The 21,858-nt window shown below is 53.7% G+C and carries 15 protein-coding genes; 4 read left to right on the forward strand and 11 right to left on the reverse strand.

Going from position 1 to position 21,858, the window contains the following annotated elements:
- Positions 1 to 47: 47 nt before the first annotated feature.
- The 9 genes from HII27_RS03470 to serC all read right to left on the reverse strand — a co-directional run bounded on the left by HII27_RS03470 (position 48) and on the right by serC (position 12,153).
- Entirely contained in the window at positions 48 to 1,280 is a 1,233-nt protein-coding gene (locus HII27_RS03470; protein ID WP_185666562.1) for a winged helix-turn-helix domain-containing protein, read from the reverse strand.
- 30 nt (positions 1,281 to 1,310) lie between these two features.
- Positions 1,311 to 2,291, reverse strand: coding sequence for a tetraacyldisaccharide 4'-kinase (gene lpxK, locus HII27_RS03475; RefSeq protein ID WP_185666563.1), 981 nt, complete (start codon positions 2,289 to 2,291; stop codon positions 1,311 to 1,313).
- On the reverse strand, positions 2,288 to 4,036 hold the full coding sequence (msbA, locus tag HII27_RS03480) for a lipid A ABC transporter ATP-binding protein/permease MsbA (RefSeq protein ID WP_185666564.1): 1,749 nt from the start codon (positions 4,034 to 4,036) through the stop codon (positions 2,288 to 2,290). The genes lpxK and msbA overlap by 4 nt, the downstream gene beginning before the upstream one ends.
- A 36-nt stretch (positions 4,037 to 4,072) precedes the next feature.
- Positions 4,073 to 6,334: a ComEC family protein gene (locus HII27_RS03485; RefSeq protein WP_185666565.1), complete on the reverse strand. Its 2,262-nt coding sequence runs from the start codon at positions 6,332 to 6,334 to the stop codon at positions 4,073 to 4,075.
- A 227-nt stretch (positions 6,335 to 6,561) separates the two neighbouring features.
- Positions 6,562 to 6,846, reverse strand: a complete 285-nt coding sequence (gene ihfB / locus HII27_RS03490) for an integration host factor subunit beta (RefSeq protein ID WP_015965094.1) — start codon at positions 6,844 to 6,846, stop codon at positions 6,562 to 6,564.
- A 152-nt stretch (positions 6,847 to 6,998) separates the two neighbouring features.
- The gene (rpsA, locus tag HII27_RS03495; RefSeq protein ID WP_185666566.1) at positions 6,999 to 8,672 is read right to left on the reverse strand and encodes a 30S ribosomal protein S1; all 1,674 of its coding nucleotides are present in this window, start codon (positions 8,670 to 8,672) and stop codon (positions 6,999 to 7,001) included.
- Between the two features lie 112 nt (positions 8,673 to 8,784).
- Positions 8,785 to 9,468 (reverse strand): (d)CMP kinase, encoded by a 684-nt coding sequence (gene cmk / locus HII27_RS03500; RefSeq protein WP_185666567.1) that lies wholly within the window; start codon positions 9,466 to 9,468, stop codon positions 8,785 to 8,787.
- 241 nt (positions 9,469 to 9,709) lie between these two features.
- A complete protein-coding gene (gene aroA / locus HII27_RS03505; RefSeq protein ID WP_185666568.1) occupies positions 9,710 to 10,993 on the reverse strand; it encodes a 3-phosphoshikimate 1-carboxyvinyltransferase in 1,284 nt (427 codons plus the stop codon).
- A gap of 71 nt (positions 10,994 to 11,064) precedes the next feature.
- The gene (gene serC, locus HII27_RS03510; protein ID WP_185666569.1) at positions 11,065 to 12,153 is read right to left on the reverse strand and encodes a 3-phosphoserine/phosphohydroxythreonine transaminase; all 1,089 of its coding nucleotides are present in this window, start codon (positions 12,151 to 12,153) and stop codon (positions 11,065 to 11,067) included.
- Positions 12,154 to 12,629: 476 nt separating this feature from the next.
- Here serC and ycaO point away from each other — a divergent pair, with 476 nt between their 5' ends.
- The 4 genes from ycaO to pflA all read left to right on the forward strand — a co-directional run bounded on the left by ycaO (position 12,630) and on the right by pflA (position 18,937).
- Positions 12,630 to 14,390, forward strand: a complete 1,761-nt coding sequence (gene ycaO, locus HII27_RS03515) for a 30S ribosomal protein S12 methylthiotransferase accessory factor YcaO (RefSeq protein ID WP_185666570.1) — start codon at positions 12,630 to 12,632, stop codon at positions 14,388 to 14,390.
- Between the two features lie 405 nt (positions 14,391 to 14,795).
- Complete coding sequence (gene focA / locus HII27_RS03520; RefSeq protein ID WP_035892441.1) at positions 14,796 to 15,653, forward strand: formate transporter FocA; 858 nt, start codon at positions 14,796 to 14,798, stop codon at positions 15,651 to 15,653.
- A 55-nt stretch (positions 15,654 to 15,708) separates the two neighbouring features.
- Positions 15,709 to 17,991, forward strand: a complete 2,283-nt coding sequence (gene pflB / locus HII27_RS03525; RefSeq protein ID WP_185666571.1) for a formate C-acetyltransferase — start codon at positions 15,709 to 15,711, stop codon at positions 17,989 to 17,991.
- A 205-nt stretch (positions 17,992 to 18,196) separates the two neighbouring features.
- On the forward strand, positions 18,197 to 18,937 hold the full coding sequence (gene pflA / locus HII27_RS03530) for a pyruvate formate lyase 1-activating protein (RefSeq protein WP_035892443.1): 741 nt from the start codon (positions 18,197 to 18,199) through the stop codon (positions 18,935 to 18,937).
- A gap of 78 nt (positions 18,938 to 19,015) precedes the next feature.
- On the opposite strand, the gene HII27_RS03535 is transcribed toward pflA, so the two are convergent.
- Together HII27_RS03535 and HII27_RS03540 are read right to left on the reverse strand one after the other, a co-directional pair.
- Entirely contained in the window at positions 19,016 to 20,437 is a 1,422-nt protein-coding gene (locus HII27_RS03535; protein ID WP_185666572.1) for an APC family permease, read from the reverse strand.
- Between the two features lie 248 nt (positions 20,438 to 20,685).
- Positions 20,686 to 21,837, reverse strand: coding sequence for an MFS transporter (locus HII27_RS03540; RefSeq protein WP_185666573.1), 1,152 nt, complete (start codon positions 21,835 to 21,837; stop codon positions 20,686 to 20,688).
- Between the last annotated feature and the right edge of the window lie 21 nt (positions 21,838 to 21,858).

The raw sequence follows: 21,858 nt of genomic DNA on the forward strand, positions 1-21,858 counted from the left end.
CCTCCTGATGGGCCGTATCGAAAACCAGTGCAGCATATCATAGAGCGCTACCGGCCTGCGTCAATCTCCCAACCGTGTCGTTGTTCATTAAAGAGTTTTTCGGCAACCGTACCGAGCGTCACCCGCGTCGCCCCCTGCCAGCGCGCAAAATCGTTAATCGCCAGCCTCAGTCCCTTTTCAAGCTGCTGACTAACGCGTACGCCCGCTTCCAGGTACAGGGCAAAAATCTCCAGCACACCGTCAGCACGATGCATTTTGCTGTCCATGCGCCCGACGATCTCCCCGCGATGCAGCAACGGCAACACAAAATAGCCGTACTGGCGTTTCGGTGCCGGCGTGTAGCACTCAAGACGGTAGGAGAAATTGAAGAACTGCTCTGCGCGTTTGCGATCCCATACCACGGGATCAAATGGTGAAAGCACCGCGCTGTGCGTGGCATTGAGCTTACCTTCGAGCGCTCGCGTCAACTCAGGCAACAAACTATGGTGAACCCACATCTCGCCAAGCTGGTCGACGTTGACCGGAATCACCAGCTGCCGTTCCTGCCACCCGGCCAGCAGTGCGGCTAAGTCTGGTCGACGCAGGCGATAATAGTCCGCCAGCCATTCGGGGCGAAAAATACCCAGGCTACGGGCGCTGTTTTCAAGCATCACGGCTTCAGCCTGCGGTTGCGGCAGCGCCTGTTTTTTATCATCCCAGTGTGGCATAACCCGTTCGGTCAGGTCGTAGACGCGCTGGAAGTTACGCCGCGCAATAACCATCACCTCCCCGGCGGTAAACAGCCCTTCGAGATGGCGCTTGTGCGGTTTCCATTCCCACCATCCGCTCTGCCCTTTACGCGGATGGGTAAAATCGGCCGAGCGAACCGGACCGTTTTCAGCAATATGGGATTTCAGGGCGGCGATGTCATCGGCATGTTCGTCCATCCAGCTTTGATGATACTTCCACCCCATATTATGCGGTGACAGCATACGGTGACGAACCAGCGGGAAGTCGCTACGTGGCAGGAAGCAGGCTTCGTGCGCCCAGTACTCCATCAGCTCGCCGCGAGACAGTGCGTCATCAAGCCAGGCCGATGGGTAAGCACCAAGGCGGCTGAACAGCACCAAATAAGGACTGCGCGCCACCACGTTGATGGTGTCTATCTGCAACAGGGACATTTGTCGGATGGCAGGAAGAATATCGCCCGCTTTAGGCTGACGGCGCGGGCGGGTTAGCAGCCCCTGCGCCGCAAGGTGAAGATGGCGCGCGGCACGAAGGCTAAGGTGAATTTCAGACATGCGGGCTCCCAGACGATCGCCCGCCGCCGTTTAGCGTCGAGCGAGGGTAATCAGTTCCTGAAGCAGCGTCTGCGCGCGGTCGCCGGAAAGTACGGCATCGACCGGCAGATACCACCAGTTTTCCTGCGCAAAGTGGCGGCATTTGACCGCGTCTTTTTCCGTCATAATAAGCGTTTGTCCCGGCTCAACCAGCGCCTGAACATCTGCTTCGGTTAGCGCCTGGTGATCCGCTAACGCAACCGTACTGACCGGATTCACACCACAGGCGTTCAGCGTGGCAAAAAAGCGTGGAGGGTGGCCGATACCGGCCATCGCCACCGCATTTTGCAGATTCGACACGGGCTGGCGTTCGCCGGTCAGCAGATTAATGGCATCACCGGGCTGCAGCGTCATCGGAATTTCACCCGACTGCGCGTTGCCACCGTTGACGATACGGGCATCTACCGTTTCCAGTCTTGACGCCCGCTCGCGCATCGGCCCTGCGGGCAGCCACCAGCCATTACCAAAGCGACGCACGCCGTCGATAACCACAATCTCTTTATCACGAGCCAGCCGATAGTGTTGCAGACCATCATCGGTGACAATCAGTTGCAGGTCATGAGCCGCCAGCAGCGCTTTCACCGCATCGACTCTTACCGGAGAGACCGCCACGGGCGCGCCGGTGCGCTGGAAAATCAGCACGGGTTCATCACCCGCCTGCGCCGTGGTGGTTTCAGCGGTTAATAGCAGCGGATAATGCTCCGCTTTACCGCCGTAGCCACGCGACACCACGCCAACGCGAATGCCCTGACGCTGAAGTTGCTCCACCAGCCAGATAACCACCGGCGTTTTACCGTTGCCGCCCGCCGTGAGGTTCCCCACCACAACCACCGGGCACGGCGCACGCCAGGATTTCTTAATGCCTAGCTGGTAGCACAGGCGAATGATGCCGCTCACCAGGCCATATAGCCAGGAGAGCGGCAGCAGTAAACGCCAAAGCGGTGATTCGCCCGACCAGATTTTCGCTATCATTCGCCAAACTGCATTTTGTGCAGTTGCGCGTAGACGCCACGATGTGCCAACAGGTCTGTATGGCTTCCGCGTTCCACGATCTGACCATCTTCAACCACGATAATCTCGTCGGCTTGCTCAATGGTCGACAGGCGGTGGGCGATAACCAGCGACGTGCGGTTTTTCTGCAGTTCGTCGAGGGCCGCCTGAATTGCACGTTCGGATTCGGTATCCAGCGCCGAGGTTGCTTCATCGAGGATCAGGATAGGGCTATTGCGCAACAGCGCGCGCGCAATGGCGATACGCTGGCGCTGGCCGCCGGAAAGCAGCACGCCGTTTTCGCCAATAATCGTATCCAGACCGTTATCCATCTTATTGATAAAGTCCATCGCATAGGCCATACGAGCGGCTTCTTCAATCTGCTCACGGCTGAACTCGTCGGTTCGAGCATAGGCAATATTGTTCGCCACCGTATCATTGAACAGGTGCACGTTCTGCGATACCAGCGCAACCTGATTACGCAACGAAGTCAGCTTGTATTCACGCAGGTCGTGACCATCGAGCAGGATTTCACCTTCATCAATGTCGTAGAAACGGGTCAACAGGCTGGCAATGGTCGATTTACCCGAACCTGAACGCCCTACCAGAGCGACTGTTTTTCCTTCCGGAATAGCCAGATTGATATTTTTCAACGCCGGAGTTTCACGACCAGGATAGGTGAAAGTCACATTGCGGAATTCAACGTTGCCTTTCGCACGTTCAACGTCCAGCTTGCCTTCGTCTTTTTCCTGCTCGCTATCAAGGATAGAGAACAGCGTCTGACAGGCCGCCATCCCACGCTGGAACTGCGCGTTGACGTTGGTTAACGACTTCAGCGGGCGCATCAGCGCAATCATGGAAGAGAAGACCACGGTGATGGTACCGGCCGTCAGGGTTTCCATCACGCTCGGGAAGCTCGCCGCGTACAGTACGAACGCCAGCGCCAACGAAGCAATCAACTGAATAATCGGGTCAGAGATAGAGGATGCAGAGACCAGCTTCATGCCCTGCAAACGCATTTTGTTGCTGACCTTATCAAAGCGGTTGGTTTCCACTTGCTGGCCGCCGAACATCAGCACTTCTTTATGCCCTTTCAGCATCTGTTCAGCGCTGGTGGTCACCTGCCCCATCGTGTTCTGCATGTTTTTGCTGATGCTACGGAAACGCTTAGAGACAACGCGAATAGCGATCGAAACGATAGGTGCCAGAACGATAAGAATAATCGACAGCTGCCAGCTGTAATAAAACATCATAATGAACAGGCCAATAATCGACGCCCCTTCACGCACTACGGTAATCAGCGCGTTCGATGAAGAGGAAGCCACCTGCTCAGAATCATAGGTAATACGCGACAGCAGGGTACCGGTCGACTGTTTATCGAAGAAAGAGACCGGCATTCCCATCATATGACCGAATAACCGGCGACGCATGGTCATCACGACCTTGCCGGAAACCCAGGAGATACAGTAACTCGAGATGTAGCTTGTGATACCGCGCAGGATCATCAAACCAACAACGACCAGCGGCATCCACAGCAGCACCGAGCGATCCGTTTTACCAAAACCATCATCCAGTAACGGTTTAAGAAGCGATAGCATGAAGGTATCGCTGGCTGCGTTAAGGATTAACGCAACGCCCGCCACGAATAGCCCTGCTTTGTACGGCGCAATAGTCGGCCAGAGTCGGCGGAAGGTCTGCCACGTGGAGAGATCTTTGTCGTTCTGCATTCAAAAAACCAGCTTGTGTTGAAATAGCCGCATATTCTACCCGTTATCGCGAGTCTCGCCAAACCACTGATGATACCAACGAGGTAAAAGTTGATCTCGTAAGCCTTCAATACGCCAGCCATTCGTACTGAATGTCACGGTTATCTGCCCCTGATGCGGGGTATCAAACCAGGCATACTGACGCTGGAGATAGCGAGCCCTCACTTTTGCAGAAGGCAGTCGCCACGCGTTATAGCGGGATGCGGAAGCCAGAGCGGCAGCGCCGCCCACCCGTTGAATCAGTGCCATACCCGAGGAGGTCGAGCTGCCATGATGTGGAACCTGAATAATTGTAGACGCAAAAGACTGCCAGAAACGGCTAATCATGGCCATTTCTGCCGATAATTCAATATCTCCCGTCAGCAGAATGCTGTTCTTCCCATCATCTACCCTAACCACACACGACCCGTTGTTACCTTTTGAGGGCTGCCCCGGCAGCGGCCAGAGCGCCTGAAAGGTGAGTCCCTGCCACTGCCAGCGCTCGCCGCGAGCGCAGAGTTGATGACCCGCCCACCCCAACGGACTTTTTATCCACGCCTGCGGCCAGGCTTTTTGCAGCGACAACAATCCGCCTCGGTGATCCAGATGATCGTGGCTGAGAATGATTCCCTGCGGTGTGAGTTGATGCCAGCGTAGCCAGGGAATAATCAACTGCTCACCGCTATCGCCCTCCGGCCATGCCAGGCCAGTATCATAGAGTAACGCTTTATCCCCCCGAGAAATAACCATCGCCAGCCCTTGTCCTACGTCCAGCATGATGACCTTCCAGCGATCTGGCGGCGTTTTTCGCCAGATGGGAAAAGAGAGCAGCACGCACAGTGAGAGTACTAAAGCGGGATACCGAAGCCAGCCGTGTAGCCGCCACAATGCTAATGCCATCCACGGCAGCAGAGAAACACCTAACCATGCGCTTCCGATATTCCACCACCCCGCAGGCAGCAAGCGCAGGTAGCCAAACACCGCCGACATGACTCCATTGCCAGCGTGCCATGCTGCCATTTCCACCGTTATTGGCCCGCATAGGTGCATCAGCATGGCAAACAGAATCAGCGGGACCGCCATAAACGTCACCACTGGAACCGCAATCAGGTTTGCAAAAAGCGACGTCATGCTGACGCCATGAAATAACAGGATCTGCAGCGGAGCTAACAGCAACATAAGCCCCAGTTGCAGATGGATAAGACCCACCAGCGGACGCAGTATGCGCGGATAGCCTTCCGTTGGCAGCGGAGCCCACTGGTACCAGAAGATGAGCGTGGCGACGGCAAATGCCGACAGCCATAGGCTCTCGGAAAGCACCGCTAGCGGGTCGATAAACACAATTGCCGCCAGACAGCAAAGCCATACCTCCCACCCCATCCAGCGTCGACCACTCAGGCGTAAGGCGCACCAGATCAGCGCCGCCACAACGGTTCGTAGCGCTGGAGGCTGCATTCCTGTCAGCCACGCATAGGCAAACCCGCTCGCCAGCGAGATGATTAACGGCAATCGCCAGTTGATAAGCCAGCCGGGCAGGAAAAACTGGATACCGCGGATGAGCAGCCAGCCAAGCGATGCGCCCAGCGCGATATGCAGCCCGGAAATCGCCATAAGGTGTGATGTTCCGGTCTCCTGCATGAGCGTTTTGATCTCCGGCGATACCGACAGCCGCTCGCCCATACCCAGCGCTAGCATCACCTCCCGCCAACGAAAACCATCCAGCGTCGTTTGCAGCGACGCAAGGTACCGAGCGCGCAGGCTACAGCGGTTATCCAGTATCTGCGCCGTCACCATACGGCCGGTTAACGGGCGGTGTTGCGATAAGGCGTAGCGCTGGGCGTCAAATCCACCGTCGTTAAGCTGCCCATGCACCGCCCGGGCGCGAATCGTCATGCGCCAGCGCTGCCCCACGCAGGGCTGTTGCGGCAAATAGTTGCCATACAGTGTAATCAGAGGGCTGGGAAACAGGCGCTTCCCGTCCAGGTGCGTTATCTTTCCCTGATGCGTGGTTTGCCCATCGCTCTGCGTCAGGACAATCTCAACCTGACGGTTTTTTCCTGGGATAACCTCAGCGGGCCATTGCACCTGCCATGCCGACAGCACCCCCCAACAAAATATTAGGCCGGTGATGCTTGCAGATTTTCCTGACGGTACACACAGGCCTAATGCTATCAACGCCGCGATAGCGAAATAGACGACATTAAGAGAGGGTAAATCTGGCAGTACGGTCAGCGGCAAAATGCCAGCTAACGTGCAGCAAGCAAGCCCAGGTAAACGCATCAACACCTCCTTGTTTCCGGGAGTGTCGCGCGTGCAGATAGTCCTGTCTTGCCGCAATTATTCCCATTGCGAAGCGGATTCCGAAGAAGATTCGGGACGTGCAGAAATAACAATGAAAATGCGGGAGGGGTTCCAGATAGCAGCCCAGGGCCGAACCGCAGACATGAAAAAAGCACCCGTAGGTGCTTTTCTCTCAACCAAGTTTATCGCCAGACGGCGGAAGAAACTCAATCGTAAATATTGGCGCGATCGCGCAGTTCTTTACCCGGCTTAAAGTGCGGCACGTACTTGCCTTCCAGTTCCACTTTGTCGCCAGTCTTCGGGTTACGCCCGGTACGTGGTGCTCTGTAGTGCAGAGAGAAGCTGCCGAAACCGCGGATTTCAATGCGCTCACCCTGTGCCAGGGTAGAAGCCATATGCTCCAGCATCTCTTTCACCGCATCTTCCACTGCCTTAGCAGGGATATGGGATTGCTGGCTGGCAAGTCTTTCAATCAATTCTGACTTGGTCATGATTCCTCCGGTTTCCTTTCAAGGAAAATTAGCTAACAGCTTATTAAACAAGGGCGGCCGTAGCCGCCCTTTGTGCTAGATTACAGGCCGAAACCTGCAATCTGTCAAGTAAACTCATCACATTTCAGGTTGTTAAACCCGAATGCGTAAGATTACTCGCCTTTAGCTGCTTTGAATGCTTCAGCCATTGCGTTGGAGAAATTGCCTTCTTCCTGTTTGTTGTTAACAGTAGCGATTGCATCTTTCTCGTCAGCTTCGTCTTTAGCACGTACGGACAGGCTAATTGCGCGGTTTTTACGATCAACACCGGTGAATTTAGCTTCAACGTCGTCGCCAACGCTCAGAACCAGAGTTGCATCTTCAACGCGGTCACGGGATGCTTCAGAAGCACGCAGGTAACCTTCAACGCCGTCGGCCAGTTCTACGGTTGCGCCTTTAGCGTCAACTGCAGTGACTTTACCGTTAACGATAGCGCCTTTCTTGTTCAGAGCAACCCAGTTGTTGAACGGATCTTCTGCGAGCTGTTTAACGCCCAGGGAGATACGTTCACGTTCTGCGTCAACCTGCAGAACAACTGCAGCGATTTCGTCGCCTTTTTTGTATTCACGAACTGCTTCTTCGCCTGCAACGTTCCAGGAGATGTCAGACAGGTGAACCAGGCCGTCGATGCCGCCGTCCAGGCCGATGAAGATACCGAAGTCAGTGATAGACTTGATTTTACCTTCAACACGGTCGCCCTTGTTGTGGGTTTCCGCGAACTGCTGCCATGGGTTGTTTTTGCACTGCTTCAGACCCAGGGAGATACGACGACGTTCTTCGTCGATATCCAGAACCATAACTTCCACTACATCACCAACGTTAACAACTTTGGATGGGTGGATGTTTTTGTTGGTCCAATCCATTTCGGAAACGTGAACCAGGCCTTCAACGCCTTCTTCGATTTCAACGAAGCAGCCGTAGTCGGTCAGGTTGGTCACGCGACCAGTCAGTTTGGTACCTTCTGGATAACGCTTAGCGATAGCTACCCATGGATCTTCGCCCAGCTGTTTCAGGCCCAGAGAAACACGAGTACGCTCGCGGTCGAACTTCAGCACTTTAACAGTGATTTCGTCGCCAACGTTTACGATTTCGCTTGGGTGCTTAACGCGTTTCCAAGCCATATCGGTGATGTGCAGCAGGCCGTCAACGCCGCCCAGATCAACGAATGCACCGTAGTCAGTGAGGTTCTTAACGATACCTTTAACTTCCATGCCTTCCTGCAGGTTTTCCAGCAGCTGATCGCGCTCTGCGCTGTTTTCGGATTCGATAACGGCACGACGAGAAACAACAACGTTGTTACGCTTCTGGTCCAGCTTGATTACTTTGAACTCAAGCTCTTTGCCTTCCAGGTGCAGAGTATCACGCACTGGACGAACGTCTACCAGGGAACCTGGCAGGAACGCACGAATACCGTTCAGCTCAACAGTGAAGCCACCTTTAACTTTGCCGTTGATAACACCAACTACAGTTTCAGCTTCTTCGTAAGCTTTTTCCAGCGTGATCCAAGCTTCGTGACGTTTAGCTTTCTCACGGGACAGCAGGGTTTCACCGAAGCCGTCTTCTACTGCATCCAGAGCAACGTCAACTTCGTCACCAACCTGGATTTCCAGCTCGCCCTGGGCGTTTTTGAACTGCTCTGCCGGAATGGCAGACTCAGATTTCAGACCGGCGTCAACCAGTACGATATCTTTGTCGATAGCAACAACAACACCACGAACGATGGAACCCGGGCGGGTTTCGATTTCTTTTAAGGATTCTTCAAACAGTTGAGCAAAAGATTCAGTCATGTTTAATCTTCAGGTTAATATTAACGTCCACCTGACACCATGTCGGATGGGGTTGTTTCACATACCCGCTGTCAATCCATTGCAACGGGGGTACTGCAAATTCGGTCGCGTTTTACGCGAGTGCCAGTTTCTGGCGCGCATAGTCTAACGCTTTTTCAATTACTTGCTCAATGCTTAAGGTGGTGGAATCCAACACTAAAGCATCGGCGGCAGGAACCAGTGGCGCAACAGCACGATTACGATCGCGGTCGTCACGCTCCTTTATCTCTGCCAAAAGGCGCTCAAAGTTAACACTAAAGCCCTTTTCCTGCAACTGTAGCATGCGGCGGTGCGCACGTTCTTCCGATGAGGCATCAAGGAAAATTTTCACCGGCGCATCCGGGAACACCACGGTGCCCATATCACGACCATCGGCAATCAGCCCAGGAGCTTCGCGGAAGCCGCGCTGACGGCGCAAAAGTGCTTCGCGCACGCGTGGGAATGCCGCCACCTGGGATGCCGCATTGGCCACTTCCTGAGTGCGAATTTCACCGCTGACGTCTTCGCCTTCCAGAATAACTTCCAGCGTGCCGTCCGTAGAGACGAAGCGTACGTCCAGATGCACGGCCAGCGGCACTAACGCGTCTTCTGATGCCACATCCACATGGTGGTGCAGCGCGGCTAAAGCGAGCACGCGATAGATTGCACCTGAGTCCAGCAAATGCCATTGCAATGCTTCTGCCATTGCTTTGCACAGCGTGCCTTTACCCGCGCCGCTTGGGCCGTCAATGGTAATTACCGGGGCAATTGCCGTCATCTCTTTCTCCTTAATGAAAGGCATATACAACGTAAACGCCGCGCATTATACGCATCTCTGGGCCGGACGGTTACCTTTGTCTGCGAATTCCAGAATTAGCCCCATGAAGTACAGGAGAATAGATAAGTATAGAGGGCTGGCGTCGAGGGAGGTTTAAAACTGACACGGATTTACTTTTCGTCCTCAGAGATGAACGAAAACGCCGGCATTTCACCGGCGTTTATACAGACAAAACTAACTATCACGCTAACGTACTGATACGCGCCAGCTGTTCGAAATAGTCCGGGAAAGTTTTCGCCGTGCATTTCGGGTCAAGAATGGTGACCGGCGTATCCGACAGCGCCACCAGCGAGAAGCACATCGCCATACGGTGATCGTTGTAGGTGCCAATCTCGGCAAAATTCAGCGCTGCCGGTGGCGTAACGCGAATGTAGTCTTCGCCCTCTTCCACTTCCGCGCCCACTTTACGCAGTTCGGTCGCCATCGCGAACAGGCGGTCAGTCTCTTTTACGCGCCAGTTGTAGATATTGCGCAGCGTGGTTGTGCCTTTCGCAAACAGCGCTGCCGTCGCGATAGTCATCGCCGCATCAGGAATATGGTTCATGTCCATATCGATAGCGTTCAACTCGCCGCGGGTACAGGCAATAAAGTCGTCGCCCCAGGTAATGGTTGCGCCCATTTTTTCCAGCACGTCAGCAAAGCGAATATCACCCTGCACGCTATAGCGGCCAATCCCCGTCACCTTGACGGTGCCGCCTTTAATGGCGCCAGCGGCAAGGAAATAGGAAGCGGACGAAGCATCGCCCTCAACCAGATACTGGCCCGGAGAGACGTACTGCTGGCCACCACGCACGATAAAGCGCTGGTAGTTCTGGTTTTCCACTTCAACACCAAACGTTTTCATCAAGTGCAGTGTGATGTCGATATACGGTTTGGATACCAGGTCACCTTTAATGGTGATGGTCGTATCCTGTGGCGCCAGCGGTGCCGTCATCAGCAGCGCGGTCAGGAACTGGCTGGAGACGCTGCCATCGACCTCGACGCTCCCGCCGTTAAAACCGCCCTTCAGGCGCAGCGGTGGATAGTTTTCTTGCTCCAGATATTCAATCTGCGCGCCGCCCTGACGCAGAGCGTCGACCAGGTGACCAATCGGGCGCTCTTTCATGCGCGGTTCGCCGGTCAGGACGATGTTATTGGTGCCAAGGCACAGCGCTGCCGCCAGCGGACGCATTGCGGTACCGGCGTTGCCCAGGAACAGTTCCAGCTCGCTCGAGGCCTGTAACGGGCCTGCATTACCGGTCACTTCACAGCGGGTGCGGTCATCAGACAGGGTGTATTGAATTCCCAGCGCCTTCAACGCGTTCAGCATGTGGCGGACATCATCGCTGTCCAGCAGGTTAGTCAGAACGGTCGTGCCGCGCGCTAAAGCCGCCAGCAGCAAAGCGCGGTTAGACACGCTTTTAGAACCAGGCAGGTTAATCGTGCCATCGACGCGCGCGATAGGTTGTAACGTCAGGGATTCCATGAAACTCAACTCTCAAAAACAGAAGTAAAAACCCCACGGGCAGACCGTGGGGATGAATAAAAAAAGCCAGATTAACCGTGACGACGCTCGAAATCCTGCATGAATTCCGTCAGCGTCTGTACGCCTGCCAGCGGCATGGCGTTGTAGATAGAAGCACGCATCCCGCCTACCACGCGGTGGCCTTTCAGCGCATGCAGACCCGCCGCAAAGGACTCTTCGAGGAACAGTTTGTCCAGCGCGCTGTCCGCCAGCTGGAACGGCACGTTCATACGTGAACGGTTGGCGCTTGCCACGTCGTTACGATAGAAATCGCTGCCATCAATGGTGTTATACAGAAGATCGGCCTTCTGCTGATTAATGCGGTCCATTGCGGCAACACCGCCCTGCTCCTTCAGCCATTTGAAGACCAGACCAGCCAGATACCAGGCGAAGGTCGGCGGCGTGTTGAACATGGAGTCATTATCGTTCAGCACGGTGTAGTCGAGAATAGATGGGCAGGCAACGTGTGCTTTACCCAGCAGGTCTTCACGCACGATAACCAGCGTTAAGCCTGCCGGGCCGATGTTTTTCTGCGCACCAGCGTAGATAACGCCGTAGCGGCTCACGTCGATTGGGCGCGAAAGAATGGTTGAGGAGAAGTCGGCGGCGACAATCACGTCTTTACCAAAGTCTGGCGTCTCTTCGATGGCAATACCATCGATGGTTTCGTTCGGGCAGTAGTGCAGATAAGCCGCATTGTCAGAGAGCTGCCAGTCGCGCATCGGTTTCACCGCGCGCTTGCCTTCAACGGTCACTTTGGCGTCGATGACGTTCGGGGTGCAATATTTTTTCGCTTCTTTAACTGCACTTGCCGCCCAGTAGCCTGCGTCAACGTAGTCCGCCGTGGTTTTGTCGCCGAGAATATTCAGCGGTACGCCCGCGAACTGACCGCGACCGCCGCCGTGGCAGAACAGCACTTTGTAGTTGGAAGGGATGTTAAGCAGGTCGCGGAAATCTTTTTCTGCTTCCTCTGCCACGTGGATAAACTCTTTACCGCGGTGGCTAACTTCCATTACCGACGTGCCTAATCCGTTCCAGTCGCAAAGTTCTTTTTGCGCCAGTTTAAGGACATCTGCCGGAAGCATTGCCGGACCTGAACTGAAATTAAAAACCTGAGCCATAACCCTCACCACATTGCAATGTTGTCTGACCGCATGCCTCGCGCGTCATCAAACGCGTGGGCATAAGTTATTCCTGTGGCTATTGGTTTTATCATTCAGTGACACAGCCCGCAACGGATAATCCCGCACAGGGCAAAAATGCGTAGAAAATCACACAACAGAATCTATCGGCTTGACGAAACAAAATGGTCTATTTCGCTATTTGTATTTGCTGGATGAAGTTTCTACGCAAAATCATTCAAGTTGCATCACAAAACGCTAGAGCGTTTTGAACAGCGCTCGCGCTGGCCCCGAAGGGGCGAGGCTGCAAGCCGAGTAACGCGGCAAGGGAGTGAATCCCCAGGAGCGTACATAAGTACGTGACTGGGGTAAACGAGCGCAGCCAACGCAGAGACAACTTGAAGGATGAAGCGTATAGCGATTGTCATGCAAACCCCGTATCATTGCGCGCTTTCCGTACGACAAAAGAGATTGCTATGACGCAAACCTATATTCCCGGCAAAGATGCCGCTCTGGAAGATTCCATCGCTCGCTTCCAGCAAAAGCTGCTCGACCTGGGCTTCGATATTGAAGAAGCTTCCTGGCTGAACCCGGTTCCTAACGTCTGGTCGGTGCATATTCGTGATAAGGCATGCTCTCTGTGCTTTACCAACGGTAAAGGCGCAACCAAAAAAGCCGCGCTGGCCTCCGCACTGGGCGAGTATTTTGAACGCCTCTCCACCAACTATTTCTTCGCTGACTTCTGGCTGGGCGACAAAATCGCTAACGACCCGTTCGTTCACTACCCGAACGAAAAATGGTTCCCGCTGACCGACGACGATGAAGTACCGGAAGGTTTGCTCGATGCTCGCCTGCGTGCTTTCTACGATCCTGACGATCAGCTGACCGCCAGCATGCTGGTTGACCTGCAGTCTGGCAACGACGATCGCGGCGTATGCGGCCTGCCGTTCACCCGTCAGTCTGACGGTGAAACCATCTATATCCCGATGAACATCGTAGCCAACCTGTACGTTTCTAACGGCATGTCTGCGGGCAACACCCGCAACGAAGCGCGCGTTCAGGGGCTGTCGGAAGTCTTCGAACGCTACGTGAAAAACCGTATCATCGCGGAAAGCATCAGCCTGCCGGAAATCCCGGCCGAGGTGCTGGCGCGCTACCCTGGCGTCGTTGAGTCCATCAAAACGCTGGAAGCGGAAGGTTTCCCAATCTTCGCTTACGACGGTTCATTGGGCGGTAAATACCCGGTTATCTGCGTGGTACTGTTCAACCCAGCCAACGGCACCTGCTTCGCCTCCTTCGGCGCGCACCCTGATTTCGGCGTAGCGCTGGAACGTACGGTCACCGAGCTGCTGCAGGGCCGCGGCTTGAAAGATCTCGACGTGTTCACCCCGCCAACCTTCGACGACGAAGAAGTCGCTGAACATACCAACCTCGAAACCCACTTCATCGACTCCAGCGGTCTGATCTCCTGGGACATGTTCAAACAGGACGCCGACTATCCGTTTGCCGACTGGAACTTCTCAGGCACCACCGAAGAAGAGTTCGCGACCCTGATGGCTATCTTCAAAGAAGAAGATAAAGAAGTGTACATCGCCGACTATGAGCACCTGAGCGTGTACGCCTGCCGCATCATCGTACCGGGTATGTCCGATATCTATCCGGCAGAAGATCTGTGGCTCGCCAACAACAATATGGGCAGCCACCTGCGCGACACCATACTCTCCCTGCCGGGCAGCGAGTGGGAAAAAGAAGAGTACCTGAATCTGATCGAGCAGATGGATGACGAAGGTCTGGACGATTTCACCCGCGTACGTGAACTGCTGGGTCTGGCAACCGGCCCGAACAACGGCTGGTCTACCCTGCGCGTTGGCGAGCTGAAAGCGATGCTGGCACTGGCGGGCGGCGATCTCGAGCAGGCGCTGATTTGGACCGAGTGGACGATGGAGTTCAACGCGTCGGTATTCAGCCCTGAGCGCGCCAACTACTACCGCTGCCTGCAGACGCTGCTGCTGCTGTCTCAGGAAGAAGAGCGCGAGCCGCTGCAGTACCTGAACGCGTTCGTACGTATGTACGGTGCAGAGGCTGTTGAAGCCGCCAGCGCGGCGCTGAGCGGTGAAGAGGCCTTTTACGGCCTGCAACCAGCAGATGGTTCTCTGGAAGCCTTCCCGGCGCATCAGTCTCTGCTACAGGCTTACGAGAAGCTGCAGCGCGCGAAAGCCGCTTTCTGGGCGAAATAAGGCTTTTCCCGCAGAAAAAGTAGGTTTAACGTACCGTCTACGCTATATTACGGGGCCAATTGTTGGCCCCTTTTTTTATTTTCGCGCTTCGCCTCGCGAACGTGTGAAAATAAAGTTAAATATAAGTAAATACTATATTTAGTAGCTTACGATTATTGTTAATTTACCCGATCATTACTCCATTTTAATTAACCAATAAAATGAAGGGTAAAGAAAAAATTCAACTGAATTTGCAAATCTTAAAAATTATTTTTATGTTATAATTCAAACAATTACCCTGCGATCGTTGAAAAACCATTCGATCTTCAGGCCTATAAGCCAGGCGAGATATGATCTATATCAAATTCTCATCTATAATGCTTTGTTAGTATCTCGTCGCCGATTAAATAAAAAGAGAGAGTTAGTGTGAAAGCTGACAACCCTTTTGATCTACTCCTTCCTGCTGCGATGGCCAAAGTTGCCGAAGAAGCAGGTGTCTATAAAGCAACCAAGCATCCGCTGAAAACCTTTTATCTGGCGATTACTGCGGGCGTCTTTATCTCGATTGCTTTTGTTTTTTACATTACCGCAACCACGGGTACCGCAGGTATGCCATTCGGCATCGCGAAACTCATTGGTGGTATTTGCTTCTCCCTGGGCTTAATTCTTTGCGTGATTTGTGGCGCAGACCTCTTTACCTCTACCGTGCTGATCGTGGTGGCGAAAGCCAGCGGCCGCATTACCTGGGGTCAATTGGCGAAAAACTGGCTCAACGTCTATGTTGGTAACCTGATTGGCGCACTGCTGTTTGTACTGCTGATGTGGCTATCCGGCGAGTACATGACGGCCAACGGCGGATGGGGGCTTAACGTCCTGCAAACCGCTGACCACAAAATGCACCATACATTTATCGAAGCCGTCGCTCTCGGCATCCTGGCGAACCTGATGGTCTGCCTGGCAGTGTGGATGAGCTATTCTGGTCGCAGCCTGATGGATAAAGCCATGATTATGGTTTTACCGGTTGCCATGTTCGTTGCCAGCGGCTTTGAGCACAGTATCGCAAACATGTTTATGATCCCTATGGGTATCGTAATACGCGATTTTGCTAGCCCGGAATTCTGGACCGCTATTGGTTCAACTCCGGAAAGTTTCTCTCACCTGACCGTGATGCACTTCATCACCGATAACCTGATTCCTGTCACTATCGGGAACATCATCGGCGGCGGTTTGCTGGTCGGGTTGACATACTGGGTCATTTACCTGCGTGGCGGTGACCGTCATTAATTGACGATTGCTCCAGGCAGTAAATAAAAAGTCCACTTAAGAAGGTAGGTGTTACATGTCCGAACTTAATGAAAAGTTAGCCGCAGCCTGGGAAGGTTTTACCAAAGGTGATTGGCAGAATGAAGTAAACTTACGTGACTTCATCCAGAAAAACTACACCCCATATGAGGGTGACGAATCCTTCCTGGCTGGCGCAACTGACGCGACCACCAAGCTGTGGGATAACGTAATGGAAGGCGTTAAACTGGAAAACCGCACTCACGCGCCAGTTGACTTTGACACCTCTGTTGCATCTACCATCACTTCCCATGACGCTGGTTACATCAACAAAGCGCTGGAAAAAATCGTTGGTCTGCAGACTGAAGCTCCACTGAAACGTGCGATTATCCCGTTCGGTGGTATTAAAATGGTTGAAGGTTCTTGCAAAGCGTACAATCGCGAGCTGGACCCGATGCTGAAAAAAATCTTCACCGAATACCGCAAAACCCACAACCAGGGCGTATTCGATGTTTACACCAAAGACATTCTGAACTGCCGTAAATCTGGCGTTCTGACTGGTCTGCCAGATGCTTACGGCCGTGGTCGTATCATCGGTGACTACCGTCGCATCGCGGTGTACGGTATCGACTTCCTGATGAAAGACAAATACGCACAGTTCCTGTCTCTGCAGTCTGACCTGGAAAACGGCGTAAACCTGGAAGCGACTATCCGTCTGCGTGAAGAGATCTCTGAACAGCACCGTGCACTGGGTCAGATCAAAGAGATGGCTGCTAAATACGGCTACGACATCTCTGGTCCAGCTACCAGCGCTCAGGAAGCTATCCAGTGGACTTACTTCGGTTACCTGGCTGCGGTTAAATCTCAGAACGGCGCGGCAATGTCCTTCGGTCGTACTTCCAGCTTCCTGGATATCTACATCGAACGTGACCTGAAAGCAGGCAAAATCACTGAACAAGACGCTCAGGAAATGATTGACCACCTGGTCATGAAACTGCGTATGGTTCGCTTCCTGCGTACCCCTGAATATGATGAACTGTTCTCCGGTGACCCGATTTGGGCAACTGAATCTATCGGTGGTATGGGCGTTGATGGCCGTACTCTGGTTACCAAAAACAGCTTCCGCTTCCTGAACACCCTGTACACCATGGGTCCTTCTCCAGAGCCGAACATCACCGTTCTGTGGTCTGAGAAACTGCCACTGGCGTTCAAAAAATATGCCGCTAAAGTGTCCATCGACACCTCTTCTCTGCAGTACGAGAACGATGACCTGATGCGTCCTGACTTTAACAACGATGACTACGCTATCGCTTGCTGCGTAAGCCCAATGATCGTTGGTAAACAAATGCAGTTCTTCGGTGCTCGTGCAAACCTGGCGAAAACCATGCTGTACGCCATCAACGGCGGCGTTGATGAAAAACTGAAAATGCAGGTTGGTCCTAAAACTGAGCCAATGAAAGGCGACGTTCTGAACTACGACGAAGTTATGGATCGTATGGACCACTTCATGGATTGGCTGGCTAAACAGTACGTCACCGCGCTGAACGTCATCCACTACATGCACGACAAGTACAGCTACGAAGCCTCTCTGATGGCGCTGCACGACCGTGACGTTATCCGCACCATGGCGTGTGGTATCGCTGGTCTGTCCGTTGCTGCTGACTCCCTGTCTGCAATCAAATATGCGAAAGTTAAACCGATTCGTGATGAAAACGGTCTGGCTGTTGACTTCGAAATCGAAGGCGAATACCCGCAGTTTGGTAACAACGACGCTCGCGTCGATGACATGGCGGTTGACCTGGTAGAACGTTTCATGAAGAAAATTCAGAAACTGACTACTTACCGTAACGCTATCCCGACTCAGTCTGTTCTGACCATCACCTCTAACGTGGTTTATGGTAAGAAAACCGGTAACACCCCAGACGGTCGTCGCGCTGGCGCTCCATTCGGCCCAGGTGCTAACCCAATGCACGGTCGTGACCAGAAAGGTGCTGTTGCCTCTCTGACTTCCGTTGCTAAACTGCCGTTTGCTTACGCTAAAGATGGTATCTCTTACACCTTCTCTATCGTTCCTAACGCTCTGGGTAAAGACGACGACGTTCGTAAAACCAACCTGGCCGGTCTGATGGACGGTTACTTCCACCACGAAGCGTCTATCGAAGGCGGTCAGCACCTGAACGTTAACGTTATGAACCGCGAAATGCTGCTCGACGCGATGGAAAACCCTGAGAAATATCCTCAGCTGACCATCCGTGTATCTGGCTACGCAGTACGTTTTAACTCCCTGACTAAAGAACAGCAGCAGGACGTTATTACCCGTACTTTCACTCAATCTATCTAATAGATTTGACTGAAATCGCGATTAAAAACGCGTAAAATGAAGGCTCCACCTCGGTGGGGCCTTTCTTATAATCAACACTCGCTGAGTGGATTTTGCTTGCTGACTTCTATACTGAAGTTAACAAGCAAAATAAACTCGACGCGGCTTTATAACCGTGCTCGCAAACCTGGCTGTAAAGCCGGGAAGAACTGGAGATAACACCGCAATGTCTGTAATTGGTCGTATTCACTCCTTTGAGTCCTGTGGCACCGTTGATGGCCCAGGCATCCGTTTTATTACCTTCTTCCAGGGCTGCCTGATGCGCTGCCTGTATTGCCACAACCGCGATACCTGGGACACCCACGGCGGTAAAGAGATCACCGTTGAAGAGCTGATGAAAGAGGTGGTGACCTATCGCCACTTTATGAATGCTTCCGGCGGCGGCGTGACCGCGTCCGGCGGTGAAGCCATTCTGCAGGCCGAGTTTGTGCGCGACTGGTTCCGCGCTTGTCACAAAGAAGGTATTCATACCTGTCTCGACACCAACGGTTTTGTCCGTCGTTACGATCCGGTGATTGATGAACTACTGGAAGTTACCGACCTCGTCATGCTCGATCTCAAACAGATGAACGACGACATTCACCAGAACCTGGTCGGCGTCTCCAACCATCGTACGCTGGAGTTTGCCCAGTACCTGTCGAAGAAAAACATTAACGTCTGGATCCGCTACGTCGTGGTACCAGGCTGGTCAGATGATGACGATTCTGCGCATCGTCTCGGCGAGTTTACCCGCGATATGGGCAACGTTGAGAAAATCGAACTGCTGCCTTATCACGAGCTGGGTAAACACAAGTGGGTCGCGATGGGTGAAGAGTACAAGCTGGATGGCGTGCACCCGCCGAAGAAAGAGACCATGGAACGCGTGAAGGGCATTCTCGAGCAGTATGGTCACAAGGTGATGTATTAATCATCCCCTGCCCTCCCGGCGTCGCTTACGCTCGGCCGGGCTACAGACAACAAACCCGGCTTAATGCCGGGTTTTCTTTTACGACTTCTTGCGCGCCAGCAGCGGGAAGATCAGTCCTAATCCCACCAGCACAAACGGCGTGGCGACGTTAAGCGACAGCTGGAAGGCCCACTCCGGCGTAAAGGCGGCCATTTTCGGGAAGATACCGGTCAGACAGGCAAACGCGGTAAACAGGAAGCACCATACACCAACGGTCAGCGCAAGCTTCCGGTTACGGATAAAGACATACTCCGACTGGTATTTCTGCCCCAGACGAATCACTGCGATAAATGCCACGAACACCCACAGATAGCGCAGCGGCATCACCACCGAGTTCAGGTTCAACAGCCATTTGTAGAGATCGTTCATATCACCGATGCCAAGCGTCGGCAGCATAATCAGCAGCGCCACCAGCACCAGCGTTAACAGATAGCCGTTGACCGGCGTACCTGACGCATTGGTTTTACAGAGCTTCTGTGGGATATAGCGACTGTCGGCATCGCTGAGCAGTACCTTTAACGGCGCATCAATCGAGAACACCAGCGCGGCAATCTGCCCCAGGGTGTTCGCGATAGCGTAAATCACCATCAGGGTGTTGCCCATATGGTAATAATCGCCCAGCTTCTGGAACGCGTAGTACTGGCCGTTCGCCATCAGGTCGTTAGGAATATTATTTGAGTCGAACATCATCCCCATCGCCAACGACCCGAGGATGGCACACACCGCAACCATCACCGCCAGGAAGATCATCCCACGCGGGAACTCTTTGCCCGGATTACGGGTGTTATTGACGTAAGGCGAGATTTTTTCCGCGCCGCCCACGGCAAATACCAGCATCGAGATGGTGGTGATATAGGTAAAGTCAAAGTGCGGGATAAAGGTTTGCCAGGTGATGTTGGTGGTGGCAATTTTCACCTCAGTAATAGCCGGCGCCGTCACCGCCATCACCACGTACAGCAGCGACATCACGAACATGGCGATCCCGGCAATCGACCCTACCAGCTTCAGCGATTTCATCCCTCGGGATGCAACCCACATGAAGAAGACGAAAAGCACCAGCGTGAAGCCCTGGAGCGCCACCACGCCATATTCGGTGATAAGCGAGCCATTTCCCTTTATCGCCCAGCCGAGCGCAATCAGGATGGCCTGAGGCTTCTGTGCCAGGTAAGGAATATGGACGACCCAGTAGGTCCAGGCAGCCAGATAGGCCAGCCCCGGCCCCATCGTATTTTTAATCCAGGTACTGACACCGCCCTTACCGTCTTTAAAGGTCGAACCAAGCTGACCGACGATAAGCGCATAGGGTGTGAAATAAAGTGCAAAGATAAATAGCCATGAGAAAACAACCACCAGCCCCTGGTTGGCGTAGTTGTTGACGACGTTGCCGAAACCCCAAACCGTAATAAACGACATCAGCGCGATGTTATACCACCGCAGCTGCTTTTCTTGTTCGCTTGCCATAAATTCCGTTCCTTGAATGTTATTATTCGCGAGTGCGATTTTTTTCGACGGAGATTATGCGAGTACTAACCCTAAAAGGGTAATAGGATGGTGCAAAACTCTAACGGCTCGCACATTTAATCGGAGTATGGTTATAAATTCAGCAGGATATAGTCTCGCTCCCGCCAACGCGCCAGCAACGTGGCATCATTCAGTATAGCGATGTCGGGAAGAATGGCGCGCTATGGAAATATAACGCGCCCGCGGTGTCAGGCGTGAGCCACCGGCGTAGGATGGTGCCCGGCTTTGCGCAGCAGCATCATCAGATAGACGAACGATACCCCGGCAATCATGATAAACAGCAGGTTATCAGAGTAGTTTTGCATCAGCATCGCCGTCAGCGACGGCCCAACCAGGCTACCAATGGTATAGCTCAGCAACAGCGCCTGGTTCATGGAGACCAGCTGATGATGCTCCACTTTCTCACACGCCCAGGCCATCGCCACCGGATACAGCGTAAAGCCCGCTGCGCCGAGGATAAACAGCGCCGGTGCCATCGCAGCCTGACTCAGCATGCCCAGGCAGCCGACAATCACCACAAAGACCTGCACGCGCAGTACCATCAGACGGCCATAGCGGTCGGCTAGACGACCAATCGGCCACTGCCCCAGAATGCCCGCGCTGACCATCACCGCCATCCAGAAGCCGATCCCGGAGTCACTGACGCCGCGGTGGTTCAGGTACAGCGGCATCAGGCCATAGAGTGAGCCCAGCACGATACCGGAAATAATACAGCCATTTACGCCCAGACGCGCCTGACGCAGTTTGAACATCGGCCAGACACGCGTGCTCGCGTCCTGCGGGTCGTCCTGCTGGTTCAGGATTCGGGTAAACAGCAGCGGCAGAATGCCTGCCAGCACCACGCCGGTCATCAGCGGAAGAATGGTCGCCATATCTGTCGGCAGGCGGCTAACGATAATCTGCCCCAGCACGGTACCGATGTAATACATCATCATATAGGCCGCCAGCAGACGACCACGGTTGCGCGAGGTGCCGCTGCACATCAGCGCACTCTCCACTACCACCCAAATCATGGCGCAGCCAACGCCCGCGATAAAGCGCCAGAACATCCAGCTCCAGAACCCCACCATAAAGCCCAGCCCCACGCAGCCCGCGGCGAAAATCAGCGACGCAATATAGTAGCTGAAATTAAAGCCAACGCGCTTAATCAGTCGGCCGGTGAGCATGGTACCGACCAGGTTGCCGGTAAAATAGGACGAGCTGACCACTCCCACCTGCCAGGTTGGCAAGTTTTCATGGGCGAGCCAGAGCGGGACGAGCGTGTTTAATACCGCGATCGCCAGCGTCAATAAGAGTAAGCCGCAGAGCAGCAATAGCACTGGGCGAGTATAGGTGGACATGGGTTCAAACCGTGAGGATAG

This window comes from Kluyvera sichuanensis, assembly GCF_014218705.1.
In the GTDB taxonomy this organism is placed as follows: domain Bacteria; phylum Pseudomonadota; class Gammaproteobacteria; order Enterobacterales; family Enterobacteriaceae; genus Kluyvera; species Kluyvera sichuanensis.

What these genes read in the sequence shown, in the direction of transcription:
- HII27_RS03470 (WP_185666562.1), bottom strand. Translation starts at nt 1,280, where the DNA reads ATGTCTGAAATTCACCTTAGCCTTCGTGCCGCGCGCCATCTTCACCTT.
- lpxK (WP_185666563.1), bottom strand. Translation starts at nt 2,291, where the DNA reads ATGATAGCGAAAATCTGGTCGGGCGAATCACCGCTTTGGCGTTTACTG.
- msbA (WP_185666564.1), bottom strand. Translation starts at nt 4,036, where the DNA reads ATGCAGAACGACAAAGATCTCTCCACGTGGCAGACCTTCCGCCGACTC.
- HII27_RS03485 (WP_185666565.1), bottom strand. Translation starts at nt 6,334, where the DNA reads ATGCGTTTACCTGGGCTTGCTTGCTGCACGTTAGCTGGCATTTTGCCG.
- ihfB (WP_015965094.1), bottom strand. Translation starts at nt 6,846, where the DNA reads ATGACCAAGTCAGAATTGATTGAAAGACTTGCCAGCCAGCAATCCCAT.
- rpsA (WP_185666566.1), bottom strand. Translation starts at nt 8,672, where the DNA reads ATGACTGAATCTTTTGCTCAACTGTTTGAAGAATCCTTAAAAGAAATC.
- cmk (WP_185666567.1), bottom strand. Translation starts at nt 9,468, where the DNA reads ATGACGGCAATTGCCCCGGTAATTACCATTGACGGCCCAAGCGGCGCG.
- aroA (WP_185666568.1), bottom strand. Translation starts at nt 10,993, where the DNA reads ATGGAATCCCTGACGTTACAACCTATCGCGCGCGTCGATGGCACGATT.
- serC (WP_185666569.1), bottom strand. Translation starts at nt 12,153, where the DNA reads ATGGCTCAGGTTTTTAATTTCAGTTCAGGTCCGGCAATGCTTCCGGCA.
- ycaO (WP_185666570.1), top strand. Translation starts at nt 12,630, where the DNA reads ATGACGCAAACCTATATTCCCGGCAAAGATGCCGCTCTGGAAGATTCC.
- pflB (WP_185666571.1), top strand. Translation starts at nt 15,709, where the DNA reads ATGTCCGAACTTAATGAAAAGTTAGCCGCAGCCTGGGAAGGTTTTACC.
- pflA (WP_035892443.1), top strand. Translation starts at nt 18,197, where the DNA reads ATGTCTGTAATTGGTCGTATTCACTCCTTTGAGTCCTGTGGCACCGTT.
- HII27_RS03535 (WP_185666572.1), bottom strand. Translation starts at nt 20,437, where the DNA reads ATGGCAAGCGAACAAGAAAAGCAGCTGCGGTGGTATAACATCGCGCTG.
- HII27_RS03540 (WP_185666573.1), bottom strand. Translation starts at nt 21,837, where the DNA reads ATGTCCACCTATACTCGCCCAGTGCTATTGCTGCTCTGCGGCTTACTC.